Annotated in this window: 18 protein-coding genes; 6 read left to right on the forward strand and 12 right to left on the reverse strand. The window is 62.3% G+C overall.

Features of this window, described 5'->3' with window-relative positions; translation table 11 throughout:
• Both BFP93_RS26825 and BFP93_RS26830 read left to right on the forward strand, forming a co-directional pair.
• Positions 1-1,071 (forward strand): sensor domain-containing diguanylate cyclase (locus tag BFP93_RS26825; RefSeq protein WP_256095242.1); only part of this gene is annotated, 1,071 nt, incomplete at its 5' end.
• A 115-nt stretch (positions 1,072-1,186) separates the two neighbouring features.
• A complete protein-coding gene (locus BFP93_RS26830) occupies positions 1,187-2,044 on the forward strand; it encodes an SDR family oxidoreductase (RefSeq protein ID WP_065895598.1) in 858 nt (285 codons plus the stop codon).
• Positions 2,045-2,579: 535 nt separating this feature from the next.
• Here the strand turns inward: BFP93_RS26830 and BFP93_RS26835 are convergent.
• From BFP93_RS26835 to BFP93_RS26855, 5 genes are all read right to left on the reverse strand, one after another.
• Positions 2,580-2,819, reverse strand: a complete 240-nt coding sequence (locus tag BFP93_RS26835) for a hypothetical protein (RefSeq protein WP_065895599.1) — start codon at positions 2,817-2,819, stop codon at positions 2,580-2,582.
• Positions 2,816-3,073, reverse strand: a complete 258-nt coding sequence (locus BFP93_RS26840) for a DUF6555 family protein (protein ID WP_065895600.1) — start codon at positions 3,071-3,073, stop codon at positions 2,816-2,818. Before BFP93_RS26840 ends, BFP93_RS26835 begins: the two co-directional genes overlap by 4 nt.
• Before the next feature lie 90 nt (positions 3,074-3,163).
• Positions 3,164-3,445 (reverse strand): hypothetical protein, encoded by a 282-nt coding sequence (locus BFP93_RS26845; protein ID WP_065895601.1) that lies wholly within the window; start codon positions 3,443-3,445, stop codon positions 3,164-3,166.
• A gap of 98 nt (positions 3,446-3,543) precedes the next feature.
• Positions 3,544-4,296 (reverse strand): OBAP family protein, encoded by a 753-nt coding sequence (locus BFP93_RS26850; RefSeq protein WP_065895602.1) that lies wholly within the window; start codon positions 4,294-4,296, stop codon positions 3,544-3,546.
• A gap of 104 nt (positions 4,297-4,400) precedes the next feature.
• Entirely contained in the window at positions 4,401-4,703 is a 303-nt protein-coding gene (locus BFP93_RS26855; RefSeq protein ID WP_065895603.1) for a hypothetical protein, read from the reverse strand.
• 243 nt (positions 4,704-4,946) lie between these two features.
• On the opposite strand from BFP93_RS26855, the gene BFP93_RS28980 reads away from it, so the two are divergent.
• The gene (locus tag BFP93_RS28980) at positions 4,947-5,096 is read left to right on the forward strand and encodes a hypothetical protein (RefSeq protein ID WP_163001565.1); all 150 of its coding nucleotides are present in this window, start codon (positions 4,947-4,949) and stop codon (positions 5,094-5,096) included.
• 119 nt (positions 5,097-5,215) lie between these two features.
• Here the strand turns inward: BFP93_RS28980 and BFP93_RS26860 are convergent, their stop codons facing one another.
• From BFP93_RS26860 to BFP93_RS26875, 4 genes are all read right to left on the reverse strand, one after another.
• Complete coding sequence (locus BFP93_RS26860; RefSeq protein WP_065895604.1) at positions 5,216-6,556, reverse strand: c-type cytochrome; 1,341 nt, start codon at positions 6,554-6,556, stop codon at positions 5,216-5,218.
• Positions 6,557-6,572: 16 nt separating this feature from the next.
• The gene (locus BFP93_RS26865) at positions 6,573-8,804 is read right to left on the reverse strand and encodes a xanthine dehydrogenase family protein molybdopterin-binding subunit (RefSeq protein WP_065895605.1); all 2,232 of its coding nucleotides are present in this window, start codon (positions 8,802-8,804) and stop codon (positions 6,573-6,575) included.
• On the reverse strand, positions 8,804-9,262 hold the full coding sequence (locus BFP93_RS26870; RefSeq protein ID WP_065895606.1) for a (2Fe-2S)-binding protein: 459 nt from the start codon (positions 9,260-9,262) through the stop codon (positions 8,804-8,806). The genes BFP93_RS26865 and BFP93_RS26870 overlap by 1 nt, the downstream gene beginning before the upstream one ends.
• A gap of 160 nt (positions 9,263-9,422) precedes the next feature.
• The gene (locus tag BFP93_RS26875; RefSeq protein ID WP_065895607.1) at positions 9,423-10,328 is read right to left on the reverse strand and encodes a LysR family transcriptional regulator; all 906 of its coding nucleotides are present in this window, start codon (positions 10,326-10,328) and stop codon (positions 9,423-9,425) included.
• Positions 10,329-10,435: 107 nt separating this feature from the next.
• On the opposite strand from BFP93_RS26875, the gene BFP93_RS26880 reads away from it, so the two are divergent.
• A complete protein-coding gene (locus BFP93_RS26880) occupies positions 10,436-11,797 on the forward strand; it encodes an MFS transporter (protein WP_065895612.1) in 1,362 nt (453 codons plus the stop codon).
• The gene (locus tag BFP93_RS26885) at positions 11,794-13,068 is read left to right on the forward strand and encodes a glucarate dehydratase family protein (RefSeq protein WP_065895608.1); all 1,275 of its coding nucleotides are present in this window, start codon (positions 11,794-11,796) and stop codon (positions 13,066-13,068) included. The genes BFP93_RS26880 and BFP93_RS26885 overlap by 4 nt, the downstream gene beginning before the upstream one ends.
• A 60-nt stretch (positions 13,069-13,128) precedes the next feature.
• Here the strand turns inward: BFP93_RS26885 and BFP93_RS26890 are convergent, their stop codons facing one another.
• Positions 13,129-14,067, reverse strand: a complete 939-nt coding sequence (locus BFP93_RS26890; protein ID WP_065895609.1) for a LysR family transcriptional regulator — start codon at positions 14,065-14,067, stop codon at positions 13,129-13,131.
• Positions 14,068-14,175: 108 nt separating this feature from the next.
• On the opposite strand from BFP93_RS26890, the gene BFP93_RS26895 reads away from it, so the two are divergent.
• A complete protein-coding gene (locus BFP93_RS26895; protein WP_065895610.1) occupies positions 14,176-15,675 on the forward strand; it encodes a CoA-acylating methylmalonate-semialdehyde dehydrogenase in 1,500 nt (499 codons plus the stop codon).
• Between the two features lie 542 nt (positions 15,676-16,217).
• Here BFP93_RS26895 and BFP93_RS26900 read toward each other — a convergent pair.
• Together BFP93_RS26900 and BFP93_RS29460 are read right to left on the reverse strand one after the other, a co-directional pair.
• A complete protein-coding gene (locus BFP93_RS26900; protein WP_065891840.1) occupies positions 16,218-17,060 on the reverse strand; it encodes an IS3 family transposase in 843 nt (280 codons plus the stop codon).
• A complete protein-coding gene (locus BFP93_RS29460; RefSeq protein ID WP_065883309.1) occupies positions 17,057-17,365 on the reverse strand; it encodes a transposase in 309 nt (102 codons plus the stop codon). The genes BFP93_RS26900 and BFP93_RS29460 overlap by 4 nt, the downstream gene beginning before the upstream one ends.
• Positions 17,366-17,430: the final 65 nt, after the last annotated feature.

A 17,430-nucleotide genomic window follows, 5' to 3' on the forward strand; every position in this document is an offset into this window, starting at 1 on the left:
GGCCCGCCGATTCAGAGCCATACCAACCGAGAGTGGGTAGTGACCATCAGCCGCCGCTTCGATGACGCGGCCGGCCACTTCGCCGGGGTGGTCGCCGTGACCCTGGGGGTGGAAAACTTTCTGCGGGTATTCGGCAAACTCGACATCGGCCAGGAAGGCGCCATCGGTTTGTCTTATACCGACGGCACCCTGCTGGTGCGCTACCCCTTCCGCGAGCAGGACATGGGCCGCAACTTTTCCAAGTCGCCCATCTATTCCCAGTATCTGATCGACCGCTCCGTCGGCACCGCGTCGTACACCTCCAGCCTGGATGGCGTAGAGCGCCTCTATGCCTTCCGCAAAAGCGAAAGCCTACCATTGATCACCACTGTTGCCCTGGGCAAGCACGAGTCGCTGGCGGCCTGGCGTATGGAAGCTGCGTTGTCGGCGGTGGTGGTGGCGGGGCTGCTTGGGCTGACGGGTTTGATCGGCTGGTTCCTGATCCTCGATATCCGCCGGCGAACCCAGGTGGAAGAGGCGCTGCGTATCGCCCAGCAACAGCTGCTGGAGTCCAACCGGCAGCTTGAATTACTGGCGATGAAGGACGCGCTGACCGGCCTGGCCAACCGTCGCTGCTTCGATGAGACCTTGGCCTTGGAAGCGCGTCGGGCGCAACGCGACGGTACGACATTGGCCTTGCTGATGATCGATATCGACTATTTCAAGCGCTACAACGATGCCCTCGGTCACGTCGCCGGCGATGCCTGCCTGCAGCGGGTCAGCGCCTTGTTGGAGACCTGCGTGCGGCGCCCCTCGGATCTGGTGGCGCGTTACGGCGGAGAGGAATTAGCCATCATCATGCCCGCGACCGACAGCGATGGCGCGGTGGTGGTGGCGCAACAGATCATTGATCGGCTGCAGCGGGAAAACATCGAGCATCCGGGCAGCCCGTTGGGGCGCGTGAGCGTGAGTGTCGGCGTGGCGGCGGCAGCCAGTGCGGAACTGGAGCCTGTGCTCGGCTTCATCGAGGCCGCCGACAAGGCGCTTTATGGCGCGAAGTCGGCGGGGCGCAACGGTTTTGCGCTGAGTTGAGCACGCCAAGGGCTGAAAAAGCCAACGCAACGGTCATCTGATTTTCCTGAAATTGCTCTGAACTATCGTGCTCGGATAGCCCTCGCAACACTATCCATACACAGGAGGGAATCCGATGACCCACTACCCAACACCACCCTTCAAGCCACAGCAGCAGCCCGTTCCCGGCGACCAGCGCAAGATGGAGCCAATGCCTGATTGCGGTGAGCAAAGCTACAAAGGCTCGGGCCGCATGGCCAACAAGATTGCCCTGGTCACCGGCGCCGACAGCGGTATCGGGCGTGCGGTGGCCATTGCCTTTGCCCGCGAAGGTGCCGACGTTGCGGTGTCGTATCTGGATGAACACGAGGATGCGAAAGAGACCGCGCGCTGGGTCGAAGCGGCGGGGCGCCAGTGCCTGTTGTTGCCCGGCGACCTGGGCGAGGCCGCGCAGTGCAGCGCCATCGTCAATGACACGGTCAAGCAGTTCGGACGTATCGACGTGCTGGTCAACAACGCCGCGTTCCAGATGACCTACAAATCGCTGGAAGACATCCCCGACGAAGACTGGGTAAAAACCTTCAACATCAACATCACCGCGATGTTCCGGATCTGCAAGGCGGCGCTGCCGCACATGGCCAAGGGCAGTTCGATCATCAACACCACCTCGGTCAATTCCGACATGCCCAATCCGTCACTGCTGCCTTATGCGGCGACCAAGGGCGCGATCGCCAACTTCACCGCAGGCCTGGCGCAGATGTTGGGCGAGCGCGGCATTCGCGTGAACAGCGTGGCGCCGGGGCCGATCTGGACGCCGTTAATCGTGTCCACGATGACCGACGACATGGTGAAGGAGTTTGGCAGCAACACGCCGCTGGGTCGGCCTGGCCAACCGGTGGAGGTTGCACCGATCTATGTGCTGCTGGCGTCCGATGAGGGCAGTTATATCTCTGGCGAGCGCTACGGCGTGACCGGGGGCAAGCCGATTCTCTAAGGAAGTTGGAAACAGAGCAGGCCTCAATGTGGGAGGGGGCTTGCTCCCGATAGCGGTGTATCAGTCAAATTTTTATAACTGACAGATCGCCATCGGGGGCAAGCCCCCTCCCACAGTGGATATTCGGTGCTTTCGGATTATTGGTTTACTTCATCTTCGTGCGGTGAATGTGCGAATCAGGCGGGGGCTGCTGACGATGCCAAGCACTGTGCAAGTCTAAAATGTGGGAGGGGGCTTGCCCCCGATAGCGGTGTATCAGCCAAATTCTTATAACTGACAGATCGCCATCGGGGGCAAGCCCCCTCCCACAGTGGATATTCAGTGCTTTCGGATTATTGGTTTACTTCATCTTCGTGCGGTGAATGCGCGACTCAGGCGGGGGCTGCTGACGATGCCGAGCACTGCGCAAATCCAAAATGTGGGAGGGGGCTTGCCCCCGATAGCGGTGTATCAGTCAAATTTTTATAACTGACAGATCGCCATCGGGGGCAAGCCCCCTCCCACAGTGGATATTCAGTGCTTTCGGGCTTTTGGTTTACTTCTTCCTTGTGCGGTGAATGCGCATCCACTCTCGATAAGCCGCCGTACGCTGCGCGTCCGCACACTTCTTGGCTTCGGTGAAACGCGCCCAGATGGCCGCATCGCCGCTATAGGATTCGATGATTTTGTACGCCAGGGCCTCCAGTCGATCCGCTTCGAAAAACATCTGACTGTTGTGCGCCACCTCGGCGTTGACTGTCTGCCGCGTTGTAACGTCCTGCACCTGACCGTTCATTGTGTAACGCCCTCCGCCCACTGGATAGCTGCCGCACCGTACCAGCGCACGTCCGTAATGCCGTATTTTTCCGCCATCGGCTTGGAGACGCGCTTGAGGTTGTTTTGCCCGAACCTGGGGATGACCGCCACGCCGGCATCGCAACTGGCCCAGTGCCATGCTTCAGCGTTATTCATACGCGCCGCGCGTACGATAAACGACCTGGGCTCGCCGTGAAGCTGATAATTGATGGTGAATAACTCGTTGTTTTTCATGAGGTCTCCCTATGCTCACGAACTACAGATATTTGGCGTCAAGAATAATTCAAAGAAGTTGTCAGACAAGGCGATGACCTGCGCTCGGTCTCAGTCGTCCACCGTGTAGGTGACCCAGCCTGGCCCGTCGGCCGGGCGTTGTAATTCTACGATTACACCGCTGACAGATGTGCCGTCGGGCAGATTGACCGTGACGAAGTTCGGATGCCCGGGCCATTGCAGCGGGCTGGAAAAATCCACACGGACAATGGTCGGCTTGCCGCTGCAGGTCATTTTTATATCGACGTTCTCATTCAGCCGTTCATCATCTTCGGTGCCCAGGTGGCGCGAAGCAGTAATGACGCTGGCGGTGCCTTGATGGTCATAAGACATGGATGGACTCCTTGTGCGAAGGGCAACGAACGCGCCCCGATTCTTGTGAGGCAAGCGCCGGCAAATGATCGTTCAATCCAAATGACCGGCTGCTGCCGTCAGTGCTGGTGGGGAGCCTGGGTGGGGTCGACGATCTGGATGATGTTGCCCTCACGCCAGGCGTCCGCACCGGGCGCGATGGGCGGAGCTACGATGTCGGCGCGATCGGTCTTTTTGCGGGCACTGTCGACCCCCATCCGCTGATCCCGCTCGGCGACCATCTTCGCGTCGGCCTGGCCGTCTGCGGTGAACCCCATCATCAGTTGCGGAACACCCAACGGCAGGCGCTTGTGCAGGTCGGTATGCCAGGTGTGCCAGGTCTTGCCGTAGGTGCGCACGAGTTTTTCCATCAATGCGTGTTCGGCCACCTGCGGAATCCCAGGGGCAACCAGTTGGCCGGATTTCACCTCGTGCACATGGCTGTGCCACAGCGCCTTTTCCGCCGCAGGCAGCGTGCTGAACAATTGCTCGCTGATGATGTACTCCACGCCCATCAACTTGGCATCCTTGCGGTTGCCGTCGTAAATCACGCACTGGATCACCTCCTCGTTGAGGATGGCGCAGTAGTGATGGGCTTCCATCTGCACGTCGGGATGGCCGTTGTAGAAGTGAAAGCCGTCCAGGTAGGCATTCAGCGCGTCGATGGGCGGGCGCGATTGCAACAGCGCGGCGCCGGCGTCGAGGCTGCGCGTGGTGGGTGACTTGGCTTCGCCGGGCGCGACGACATTCGAGGCCGAATCATTGCCGGCGCAGGCAGTCAGCGCGGCCATCGAGATCGCCAGGCACAGTGAATGCCGGTGGGTAATTGTCATTGGGCAGTCCCTCCATGGGTGCTGGTAGAGCACATCTAGAAAGCCTGCCGAGGTGGGTGTTCAACCGGATTGATGCGCTTGCGCGCATTGGCCGGGGGCGTGGGTCAGTGATCGATTGCCCCCGGCCGTTGCGGCTGACGTTCAACAGCCAGCACCAGTTCATCTGCACCGGATGCCTGCGCTTCCAGAAGGACGCCATGGTAGATGCGGCCTTCTGCCTTGATCGTAAGCGTATGGGCCTTCGCCAACGTTTCCGGCCAGGGCGACAGGATACGCAACGTTACGCACTCGCCGTGCTGCGTAATCCGGGCCTGGCACTCACAGGAAAGCGGGTTTGCACCGAACAGCGTGTCTTGAAGGTAATCGATCGTGCAGTGTTGCGCTGGTGTGGCAGGGGTATCCGGCATGGGAAGCCTCGCTCTGTTGGTGTCGCTGCATTCAGCCCACGGATGAGAGACGGGATGTTTTTCGGGGCACCAGCAGCAGGCCGTAGCGGATCAAGATTAGCGCGAATATTCTCTGCGTAAATGCTGGCAGGTCAACAGCAAACCACTCGTCGTCTCGCCGCCTCTGGGCGGAACGTTTGCCTCCCGGTACTGGCCACATGCACCAAGGGTTGGCGATATTTCCTTCACTCATCAGGTGATTTCATGAAAAAGTTTTATATGGGCTTGAGCCTTTGCAGCGTGTTCCTGCTGCACGGCTGTTTCGACAATTCCGATAACACCACCAAGGACAACAGCAGCGGCAGCAAATCGTCGGTGCAGATGCAGGAAGGCAAGGCCGACGAGAGCAAGTAAGTGCCTGGAGCAAAATGTGGGAGGGGGCTTGCCCCCGATGGCGGGGTGTCAGGCAATGAAGAGGTGACTGACCGACCGCTATCGGGGGCAAGCCCCCTCCCACATTGGATCGCTGTGTATCAACGCATATGCAAAATGATCGGGCTGGCGCTGGCCGGATCGGTATGTCCGCGCAATTTGCTTACTGACTGGGCGTCGACCGCATCACCCTGATTGCCCCACGTACTGCGCACATAGGTCAGCACCTGAGCAATCTCCTGGTCTGACAATTGCTCGCGGAACGCCGGCATGCGGTAGGCGTCCGGCAGCCCGGCGGCCACCACCCGTTGTGAGCCGTTGAGGGTGATGTTGATCGCCGAGGCGCTTTCCCTGGCCAACGCCGAAGTGGCGCCGGCCAGCGGCGGCATCCACTCCGGCTGGCCCTTGCCGTCCAGGCCATGGCAGGAGGCGCAGCGGGTCGCGTAGGTGTGGGCGCCGGGAATGTCCTGGCGCGTATCGGCCGCCTGATACTGCCAGGGCGTGCCATCACGCTGCGGGTCGCCGGGCAGAGACTTGAGGTAGCGGGCGATGGCGGCCAGGTCGTCATCGGCCATGAACTGCGTGGAGTTGTTGAACGCTTCGGTCATCGAACCGTAGACCACCGCATGCTGGTTGCGCCCGGTCTTGAGGAACTGCACGATCTGCGCCTCGCTCCAGCGGCCCAATCCGGTGTTGGGGTCCTGGCGCAGGCTGGGCGCGTACCAGCCGTCGAGCAGGGCGCCTGCGAGGAAGGGCGCGCCGGATTGGTCCAGGGCCTTCTCGTTGAACGCCAGGCCGCGCGGCGTGTGGCAACTGCCGCAGTGGCCGGGGCCCTGGACGATATACGCGCCACGGTTCCACAGCGCGTCCTGGCCGGGGTTGGCCGCATAGGGCGCTGTGGGGGCAAAGACGCCATTCCACAGGGCGATGGGCCAGCGCATATTCAGCGGCCAGGGAATATCACTGGGGATATTCGCCTGGTTGGCCGGTTGCACGCCTTTCATGAAGAACGCGTACAGCGCTTTAACGTCGTCGTCGCTGAGCTTCACGTAGGACGGGTAGGGCATCGCCGGGTACAGGCGGCGCCCGCCCGGTGCCACGCCGTGGCGCACGGCGCGGTCGAAGTCGGCGAGGCTGTAGCGGCCGATGCCATGGTCGCGGTCGGGGGTGATGTTGGTGGCATGGATGGCCCCCAGCGGCGTGGCCATCTCCAGGCCACCGGCAAACGGCGCTTTGCCCGCCAGGCTGTGGCAGGCCACGCAGTCGCTCACACGGGCGACATACTCGCCGCGACTGACCAGTGCCGGGTCCAGGCCGGTGGCGTGTTCCTGTTCGAACGGCGAGGCGGGCTCGCGGGTGACGTACCAGGCCAGCAGGCCTGCGAGGATCAGGCAGGGCAGCGCCAGCCAGCCTGCGGTTCTTGCGAATCGGCGGTTGTTCATGGGCGTTCCCTGTGGGTTAACTGAAGGTGTAGCGGCTCAACGGCAAGCTGCGGATGCGCTGGCCGGTCAACCGGGCTACCGCATTGGCGACCGCCGGTGCCACGGCCGGTAACGGCGGTTCGCCGATGCCCCCCATCTTTTCGCCGCTCTCGACGATCTTCACGTGCACCCGCGCCATCCGCGACGGCGGCAGGATCGGATAAAGGTCGTAGTTGCGCGCCCGTGGCATGCCGTCCACGTACACCGCTTCCTCCAGCAAGGTTTGCGACAGGCCCAGGGCCACGGCGCCGTTGACCTGGGCTTCAATGATCGCCGGGTTGACGATGCTGCCGGGGTCGATGGCCTGCCAGATGTCATGCACCTTGACCTGGCCGTGCTCGATCGACACCTCGGCGACCACCGCCGCGTGGGAACCAAAGGGCGAGGCCATCGCCACGCCACGGGCACGGCGGCTGCCGTCCTCGGCAGTGAACGGCCCGCGCTTCCAGCCGCCGGACAATTCGCCCACCGCTTGCAGCAGCGTGGTCAGCCGCGCATTGTCGCGCAGCAGGTGCAGGCGCAGTTCGTACGGGTCATGGCCGCCTTTGTCCGCCAGTTCATCAAGGAACGCTTCGTAGAAGAAGTCGTTCAACGAATTGCCCACCGAACGCCAGTAGCCGAGCATGGCCGGGCCTTTGACGTAGATCTGCGCGATGCGCGTGTTGGGAATCGCATAGCTCTTGCCCGACAGGCCTTCGAGGGCCGTGGGGTCGAGCTTGTCGCCCTGTTTGCCGGCAATCGCTTCGGTGGGGCCTTCGGTGGCGCTGACCGCTTCGATGGCCAGCGGCAGGCCCTTGTCATCCAGCGCGGCACGGAACTTGACCACCGCGACCGGGCGCAGCACATCGCGCAAGAATTCTTCCTCACGGCTCCAGATCAGCTTGATCGGACGACCGACGGCCTTGGTCAGCGCGATGGCCTGCGGATACGGGTTGGCCGAGTCATACAGGAAGTGCCGACCGAAAAAACCGCCCAGCAGCGGGGAGTGCAGGGTGACTTGTTCAATGGCCAGGCCGGTGCGCTTGGCGATGTCGGCGCGGAACATATCCGGCGCCTGGTTCGGCAGCCACACCTCCAGCGTGCCGTCGGGGTTGTAGCGCGCCAGCGCCGAGGGCGGCTCCAGCTGGGCGTGGTTGAGGTATTGATTGTGATAGGTGGCGTCGACGCGGCTTTTGGCGCTGGCCAGCGTGGCGGCTACGTCTCCCGTGTTTTCTTCGTCACGGGCCGGGCCCTGTTGAGTGGCGAGAAAGTCACGGTACGTGTCGCTGGAAAAGTCCGCCGGCATTGCGCGCACGCTGGAGTCGGCGGCGGCGTCGAGCCAGTCCACTTGGATCGCTTCAACGGCCCGCTTGGCGTGCCACCAGCGTTCGGCCACCACTGCCACGGCGCCGGGCAAGGTGTGCACCGAATGCACGCCCTTCATGGCCTCGACCTGGGCCTGGTTGCGCAGGCTGCCCACGCTCATGCCCAGGCGCGGCGCGTGCTGCACGGCGGCGTGGAGCATGCCGTCGACTTTCAGGTCGATGCTGTATTGCGCCTTGCCGGTGGATTTGTCATAGGCATCCAGGCGTTTGACCGGCTTGCCGATCCAGCGGAACTGGCTCGGGTCGCGCAGGGTGATGCCGGCAGGGTCCGGCACCGGCATGTCCAGGGCGCGCCCGGCCAACTCGCCGTAACCCAGCGATCGGCCCGACGCGGCGTGCAGCACGCGGCCGGGTTGGGTGGTCAGTTGGGCGACCGGTACATTCAGCTGCTCGGCAGCGGCCTGCAGCAACATGGCCCGGGCGAGGGCGCCGAGGCGGCGCATGGTCGGGTAACTCATGCGCACCGACATGCTGCCGCCAGTAATGCGCATGCCATTTTCCATCACCACATAGGCCTCGCCGGGCGGCGCGGCTTCAACGGTGAACGTCGCCGGGTCGGCATCCAACTCCTCGCCGATAATCTGCGCCATGGCGGTGTGCGTGCCTTGGCCGCCTTCCATGAAGGGGCTGAGCAGGCGCACGCTGCCGTCCGGGCGGATCTCCAGGAACGCCGGCACCTGGGTGCCGCGTTCGGCGCCGGCGCCGGTGGCGGCCTGCACCCGGGATGCGCCCAGCGGCAGGCCAAAGCCGATCACCAGTGCACCGACGGCGGTACTCGCCAGGAAGCGCCGACGCGACAGGTTGACCGGCGCGTCGAGGGTTACGTCAGGCAGGATAGTGCTCATCAGACGGTCTCCTTCCCGGCGGCCAGGTCATCCATGGCGGCATGGATGGCGTTGTAGGTGCCGCAGCGGCACAGGTTGACCATCGCCGCGTCGATCTGCGCCTTCGAGGGCGCCGGGGTGTGCTTGAGCAGCGCGGTGGCCGCCATCACCTGCCCGGACTGGCAATAACCACATTGCGCCACCTGGCGCTCGACCCAGGCCGCGACCACGCGTTTGCCCACGTCATCGGCCTCGATGGCTTCGATGGTGGTGATCTCGCGACCGACCACACCGGCCACCGGCGTGACGCACGAGCGCACCACGTTGCCGTCCACCAGCACCGAACACGCGCCGCACTGGGCCAGGCCGCAGCCGTACTTGGTGCCGGTCAGGCCCAGGTCGTCGCGGATCACCCACAGCAATGGCGTGTCGGCGTCGGCATCGACCTCATAGGCCTGTTGGTTAATACGTAATTGCATGGCGGCTTACCTGCTGATCATCGGTGGGTGGTGCATAAGTTCTTATAGGAGTGGTGCGACCGTACGTCGCCCATCGTCGAACTCTAGACCACCGCGCAAGGGCTATCTATGCAATAGCTTGCAAGTTCAGAGGATCAGGCAAGTATTCAACAGGATTGGGTCAATGCTCGGGAAGGTTCTCGCCCACCGCCTGGCGGATACCCTCGAGCAGCATGGTGAACGCCGGGTTGTCGTTGTGCTCGCGCCAGATCAGGTGCAGTTCGCTCTGTGCGCCTTCGCCCAGGTCGATATCGCGGAACACCACGTTCTTGAACACCACACTGCTGGCGCAACGCGGCACCAGGGCCAGGCCCATGCCGGCGTTGACCAGCGCGAGGATGGTCAGCGACGAGCCCAGCCATTGCACGTACTGCGGCGCGACGCGGGCCGAGCGCAGCAGGCCGGTAAGCAACTCATTGAACGGCGGATAGGCGGAATGGGCGTACATCAGGAACGGTTGCGCATCCAGGTCGTGCACGCTGACCGTCTCTGCCTGGGCCAGTCGATGACTGCTCGGCACCGCCAGCACAAATGGCTCGCGCACCAGGCATTCGGTGGCGTAGCCGGGCTCCAGCAGCGGCGCGCGGACAATGCCCAGGTCGATGCGCCGGGCGCGCAAGGCTTCGTACTGCTGGTAGGTGTTCATTTCGGACAGGTCGATCTTGACGCGGGGCTGCTTGAGCCGCGCCTCGGCGATCACCTTGGGCAAAAACTCGTACACCGCACTGCCGACGAAGCTGATGTTGACCGTACCGATATCGCCCTCGGCAAAGCGCCGCGCAGTGACCGCCGCTTGCTGGGCGCGCTCCAGCAGGTACTGCGCCTCGATGAAAAACGCCCGGCCGGCGGCGGTCAGCGCGACGCTGCGGGTGGTTCGGACAAACAGGTCCACGCCCAGATGATGCTCGAGCAACTGAATCTGCCGGCTCAGCGGCGGCTGAGTCATGTTCAGGCGTTCGGCGGCGCGGCGAAAGTTCAGCTCGGTGGCCACGGTGGTGAAGCAGCGCAGTTGCGTCAGTTCGAACATTGATCTAATTCCGGTATCAATCCAATGCCAGGTTAGATTAGACGGGAACAATACCGGGCGTCCATCATCGAGCTGTCCCCAAAAAAAATAATGAAAGGGAGTTGCCCGTGGATACCCTCCAGAATGCGCCAGACCCGAGCGTGCTTGCGAGCGCCGCCGCCAAGGTCAAGCGCCATGTGCTGCCGTTGTTCGTGGTGATGTTCATCGTCAACTACATCGACCGCGTCAATATCGGCTTCGTGCGCAGCCATCTGGAAACCGACTTGGGCATTGGTGCGGCGGCCTATGGCTTGGGCGCAGGGCTGTTCTTCATCGGTTATGCGATCTTCGAAGTACCGTCCAACCTGTTGTTGCAACGCTACGGCGCGCGGGCCTGGTTGACGCGCATCATGTTCACCTGGGGCGCGGCCGCGATGGGCATGGCGTTCGTGCAGGGCGAAACCAGCTTCTACGTGTTGCGCTTTATCCTGGGCGCCGCCGAAGCCGGGTTCTTTCCCGGCATCATCTATTACTTCACCCAGTGGCTGCCGGCCAGCGAGCGCGGCAAGGCCATGGCGATTTTCCTCAGTGGGTCGGCGATTGCCTCGGTGATTTCCGGGCCGGTGTCGGGCGCGTTGCTCAATGTCAGCGGGTTGAGCCTGCATGGCTGGCAATGGATGTTCCTGATCGAAGGCTTCGCGTCCATCGTGCTCTGCGGCTTCGTGTGGTTCTGGCTGCAGTCCCACCCGCACCAGGCCAAGTGGCTCAGCGCTGCGCAAAAACACGCGCTGGTCAGTGCCATTGCACTCGAGCAACAGGCGCGCGAGGCGAGCCGGGGCGTGCGGCCGTCGATGTTCAAACTGCTCGCCGATACGCAGATCGCACTGTTCTGCTTTATCTACTTTTCCATCGCCCTGACCATTTACGGCGCCACGTTCTGGCTGCCGAGCATGATCAAGAAAATGGGCGACCTGGGTGACTTCCAGGTGGGCCTGTTCAATTCCATTCCCTGGTTGATTTCCATCGTCGCCATGTACGGCTTCGCCTCGCTGGCCAGCAAGTGGAAGCACCAGCAGGCGTGGGTGTCACTGATGCTGGTGATCGCCGCGTTCGGCATGTTCATGTCCACCATCGGCGGGCCGGTGTTTGCGTTCGTCGCCATCTGTTTTGCCGCCATCGGCTTCAAGGCCGCTTCGGCGCTGTTCTGGCCGATCCCCCAGGGGTACCTGGACGCGCGGGTCGCGGCGGCGGTGATTGCCTTGATCAATTCGGTCGGCAACCTGGGCGGTTTCGTGGCGCCCACCACGTTCGGTTTGCTGGAGCAGACCACGGGGTCCATCGAGGGCGGCCTCTACGGGCTGGCGGCCACTTCACTGGCGGCGGCGGTGTTGGTGTTTTTTGCCCGCACCGCACCGCGCAGCGGTACGCCACCCACTTCATCCACGGCACATCACACAGTGCGTCCAGGTCCACAGGGAGCCGTCTCTTGAAAATTGTCCGCGTCACCGTCACCCCGATTGCCTTTCGCGACCCGCCGCTGCTCAACGCCAGTGGCATCCATGAGCCTTTTGCGCTGCGCTCGATCATCGAGATTGAAAGCGACACCGGTTACATCGGCCTCGGCGAAAGCTATGGTGATGCGCCAGCGCTGGCGATCCAGCAACAGGTTCAGCCACAGCTGATCGGGCTGGACCCGTTCAACCTCAATGGCCTGCGCACTATCGTCCAGGCCACCGTGGCGGCGTATAGACCGCAGAGCATTGCCGGGGCGGAGCTGGCGCCGGGCTCCCATGCCAGCAAAGCCGTAAGCAATGCCTATTCGGCGTTCGAAGTGGCGTTTCTCGACCTGCAGGCGCACGCGCTGAATGTGCCGCTGGTGGACCTGCTCGGCGGTGCGATTCGCGACCGGATTCCGTTCAGCGCCTACCTGTTTTTCAAATACGCCGAACATATCGATTCGCCCTACAAACCCGACAGTTGGGGGGAGGCCCTGACTGAAGCGCAGATCGTCGCCCAGGCCCGGCGCATGCTTGAAACCTACGGCTTCAAAAGCATCAAGCTCAAGGCCGGTGCGCTGGAGCCGGAGCATGAGGTGCGCTGTATCAAGGCGCTTAAACAGGCGTTTCCGGGCGTGCCGCTGCGCATCGACCCGAACGGCAACTGGTCGTTGCACACCTCGATTCGCATGGCCGAACTGCTGGGCGACGACCTGCAATATTACGAAGACCCGACCCCCGGCCTGGACGGCATGGCCGAGCTGCACGCACGTACCGGCTTGCCCCTGGCGACCAATATGGTGGTGACCGACTTCGACGAGTTTCGCCGCAGCGTTGCGTTGAACAGCGTGCAGATCGTGCTCGCCGACCACCATTACTGGGGCGGCCTGCGTGACACCCAAGTGCTGGCGAAGATGTGCCACACCTTTGGCCTGGGCGTGTCGATGCACTCCAACTCACACCTGGGCATCAGCCTGATGGCCATGGCCCATGTAGCGGCCGCGGTGCCCAACCTCGACTATGCCTGTGACACGCACTACCCGTGGCAGGAGCCGGACGAGGAGGTGATCAAGGGCGGCAAGCTGCCTATCGTCGACGGCTGCGTGAGCATCACCCGCGCGCCGGGGCTGGGCTTGGAACTTGACCACGATCAGTTGGGCAAGCTGCATGACCAATACCTCAGTTGCGGTATCCGTCAGCGTGATGACGTGAAACAAATGCAGCGCTATCAACCGGACTGGAAAACGCTCAAGCCGCGTTTCTGAAGCAGGTCGCTTGCTTTGCCCGGTGACGCATCCGCGTGTGTCGCCGGGCTTTTTTTTGCCTCAGCCCGCGAATCGAAACCCGCCGGCCAACTGCGCCTTTAAAAAGCCCACCAACGCACTCACTGACTTCGGCACATGGGGCGAGTACGGCCGAATCAGGTAGATCTCATCGGCAAACGCGCCCTTGAGCGTCCAACCCTTCAAGACCTGCACCAGCTTGCCCTCGGCCAGCGCCGCATGGGCGCTGAAGTCCGGCAGCAGGGCGATGCCCAGGTGGTTGAGCGCCGCGTCGCGCAGGGCTTCGCTGTTGTTGGTGGCGAAGCTGCCGGCGATGGGGATGGTCAAGCGTTCGATGTGTTGGCTGCCGCGTTCGAAGGTCCAGGCCGGCTGGTCGGTGCCGCGTGGGTAGAACAAACAGTTGTGCGCCGACAGCTCGCTCGGCGTGCCGGGTTCGCCATGGCGCTCCAGGTAGTCGCGGGTCGCGACCAGCACCGAGGCGGTGTCGCAGAGCTTCCAGGCCACATGGGTTTCGGGGATCTGGAAACCATGGCGCACGGCCAGGTCGTAGCCTTCGGCGGCCAGTGAACTCAGGGCGTCGGACACGTCCAGCTGGATGCGCACCTGCGGGTATTGCTGCAAAAATTGCGGCAGGTGCGGCACCAGCTGTTGCCGGGCGAACGCCACGGGCGCGGTCAGCCGCACCAGGCCACGGACTTCCCCGGCCTGGTCGCGCACCGAAGAAAAGCTGCGGGCGATGTGTTCATAGGCGCTGCGCACTTCGCGGGTCAACGACAGCCCCGCGTCGGTCAGCCGTACGCTGCGCGTGGTGCGCGTGACCAGGCGGGTGCCGGTGGCCTTTTCCAGGTCGGAAATACGCTGGCTCACCGCCGACTTGCTCACGCCCAGGCGTGTGGCGGCGGTGGTGTAGGTGCCTTGTTCTTCCAGCACCGACAGCCAGTGGATATGGGTCCACAGCCCTTCGATCTCGGCTTTTTCCATGGGGGTATTGTTCGCCAGTGTGCACAATAAGTTCAGGATTCTGCTCTGGTTCGGAACAAAGCGAAAGCCTAAGGTGGGTGCCAACGCCAACTACCTGGAGCGCCTGCCATGCCCACTACCCTTGAGCACTACATCAACGACCAGCGCGTGAGCCGCGATGATCGCTATCAGGACGTCTACAACCCGGCCACCGGCGAAGTCACCGCGCGCGTGGCCCTGGCCAGCCGCCAGACCGTGGCCGAAGCCGTCGCCTCTGCTCAGGCCGCCTTCGCCGGCTGGGCCGACACCCCGCCGATCCGCCGCGCCCGTGTGTTGTTCGAATACCTGCACCTGCTGCGTGAACGCAAGGACGACCTTGCGCGCATCATCGTCGCCGAACACGGCAAGGTCTTTACCGATGCCCAGGGCGAGGTCGACCGTGGCATCGATATTCTCGAATTCGCCTGCGGCATTCCCAACCTGCTCAAGGGCGAACATTCCGACCAGGTCTCCCGTGGCATGGACAACTGGACCCTGCGCCAGCCCCTGGGCGTGGTCGCCGGCGTGACCCCGTTCAACTTCCCGGTGATGGTACCGATGTGGATGTACCCGATTGCCATTGCGGCGGGCAACACCTTCATCCTCAAGCCAAGCCCCACCGACCCGAGTGCTTCGTTGTTCATGGCCGAGCTTTTGCGTGAAGCGGGCTTGCCCAAGGGCGTGTTCAACGTGGTGCAGGGCGACAAGGAAGCGGTGGACGCGCTGATCGAACACCCGGACGTCAAGGCCGTGAGTTTTGTCGGTTCCACGCCGATTGCCCAGTACATCTACGAGAGCGGCGCCCGCCACGGCAAGCGCGTACAAGGCCTGGGCGGGGCGAAAAACCATATGGTGGTGATGCCCGACGCGGATATCGAGCGCACCGTCGATGCGCTGATGGGCGCCGCCTACGGCAGTGCCGGCGAGCGCTGCATGGCGATCTCGGTGGCGGTGCTGGTGGGGGATGTCGGCGACAAAGTCATTGCGGCCTTGACCGAACGCGCCAAGACGCTGCGCATCACCGATGGCCGCGATTTGAAAGCCGAAATGGGGCCGATTGTGTCGAAAGTGGCGCTGGAACGCATCCGTGGCTATATCGAGCAGGGCGTACAGGCCGGCGCGCACTTGCTGCTCGATGGCCGTGACTACGTGCCCACCGAACCCGGCCTGGAAAATGGCTTCTGGCTTGGCGCCACGCTGTTCGATCACGTGACCCGGGACATGAGCATCTACCGCGAAGAAATCTTCGGACCGGTGCTGGCCTGTGTGCGCGTCAACGACTTCGCGGAGGCCGTGAAGCTGGTCAACGACCACGAGTTCGGCAACGGCGTCAGCTGCTTCACCCGCGACGGCCACATTGCCCGCGAGTTTGCGCGGCGTATTGAAGTGGGCATGGTCGGCATCAACGTGCCGATCCCGGTGCCGATGGCCTGGCATGGGTTTGGTGGCTGGAAGAAGAGCCTGTTTGGCGACATGCATGCGTATGGCACCGAGGGCGTGCGTTTCTACACCAGGCAGAAGTCGATCATGCAGCGCTGGTCGGAGAGCATCGAGCAGGGCGCGGAGTTTGCGATGCCGGTGTCGAAGTAGGTCTCACAGGCACTGTATGCCCGAATGTGGGAGGGGGCTTGCCCCCGATAGCGGTGGGGCAGTTAATAAATCTGTGACTGACCCACCGCCATCGGGGGCAAGCCCCCTCCCACAGTTTTGAGCGCGTTCAGGCAGTGGGTTTTGTGCAGGTCAGGCATTCGATGGAGCTTGGTCTTGGCAACGGCCAGCCAGTGCCACCCATCCCAATGTTGAAATGCAGACCAATGTGGGAGGGGGCTTGCCCCCGATAGCGGTGGGTCAGTTGATAAATCTGTGACTGACCCACCGCCATCGGGGGCAAGCCCCCTCCCACAGTTTTGACCGCGTTCAGGCAGTGGGTTTTGTGCAGGTCAGGCATTCGATGGAGCCTGGTCTTGGCAACGGCCAGCCAGTGCCACCAACCCCAATGTTGCAATGCAGACCAATGTGGTAGGGGGCTTGCCCCCGATAGCGGTGGGTCAGTTGATCAATCTGTGACTGATCCACCGCCATCGGGGGCAAGCCTGAACTGGTCAAGTAATCCCGGACACCGATTACGGTGTTTATGCCGCTTTTTGCTCCATGGCTATTGGCGACAGGTAGTTGTTGTAGCTGTGGAGCCTGATTCGGTTGTATCGCATGAAGAAGCTGGTCATATCCCGCCTGGCTTCTTCAACTGTGGTGTAGCCCTTATTGGGCACCCACTCTGATTTAAGCGTCCCGAAGAAACGCTCTGTTGGCGCGTTGTCCCAGCATTGCCCTCTGCGGCTCATGCTTTGCGTTATTCCATGCTCCAGCAGCTCGGACTGAAAGAGCTGGCTGGTGTATTGGCTGCCTTGATCCGAATGAAACATCAAGCCTGCATGTTTGCCTCGAACCTCCACCGCCATTCTCAGCGCCTTGCTAACCAGGTTGGCGTCGTTGATCAGGGAAAACGCCCAGCCAACGATTCGGCGGGCGAACAGATCAATGACCGCTGCCAAGTGATACCAACGTTTACCAACCATCAGGCTGGTAACGTCGCCGCACCAGGCCTGATTGATTGCGGTTGGCTCGAAGTTACGCTCGAGCAGATTCTTGGCCACAAATGCTTCGACGCCTCTAGAGCGATACTGATGGCGGCGGCGCTGTCTGCTGGCCAGATTTGCCTCCGCCATGAGTTTTCCGGCCAGATGCCGTCCCACCTTGATCTGCTGGGCTTTCAAGTGCTGAGAGATCATCCGCGCGCCTGCACTTCCCCGGCTTTCGTCATGCAATTGCGCAACTTTTGCTCTGAGCGCGTCACGCTTGGTATTCGGCACTGAGCGACGCTTAAGCCAGTCATAAAACGCGCTGCGGGAAACGCCCAGCGCACTGCAAAGCAGGCAGATCGGATACGAACTCGACTCTCTCAGCTCCTCGATCAGGAAAAACGATCGGGATCCGACATCAAGAGAGCCGTAGCCTTTTTTAAGATTTCAGCCTCGGTCTCCAGGCGCTTGACCTTGGCTCGCAGCTGTTGAAGCTCTCGCTGTTCATCGCTGATTGCCTTAGTACCTGCCACTGGCTGCCCTTTCTGACGCTCTTTGCGAACCTGCTCAATCCAACGGCGCAGAGCCGTGGGGCCAACCTCCATCGACGCACAGACGTCAGGAACTGAGCAGTTATCATCAAGTACCATGCTTACAGCACGTTGCTTGAACTCGCGGGTGTAGGTCTTTCGCTCTTGCATGAAACCTCCTGATTGGGCGAATCATATCGCCCTTAAGAGGTGTCCGGGAGCATTAGGCCAGTTCA

The sequence above is a fragment of the Pseudomonas sp. 44 R 15 genome (genome assembly GCF_900004965.1).
Lineage (GTDB): Bacteria > Pseudomonadota > Gammaproteobacteria > Pseudomonadales > Pseudomonadaceae > Aquipseudomonas > Aquipseudomonas orientalis_A.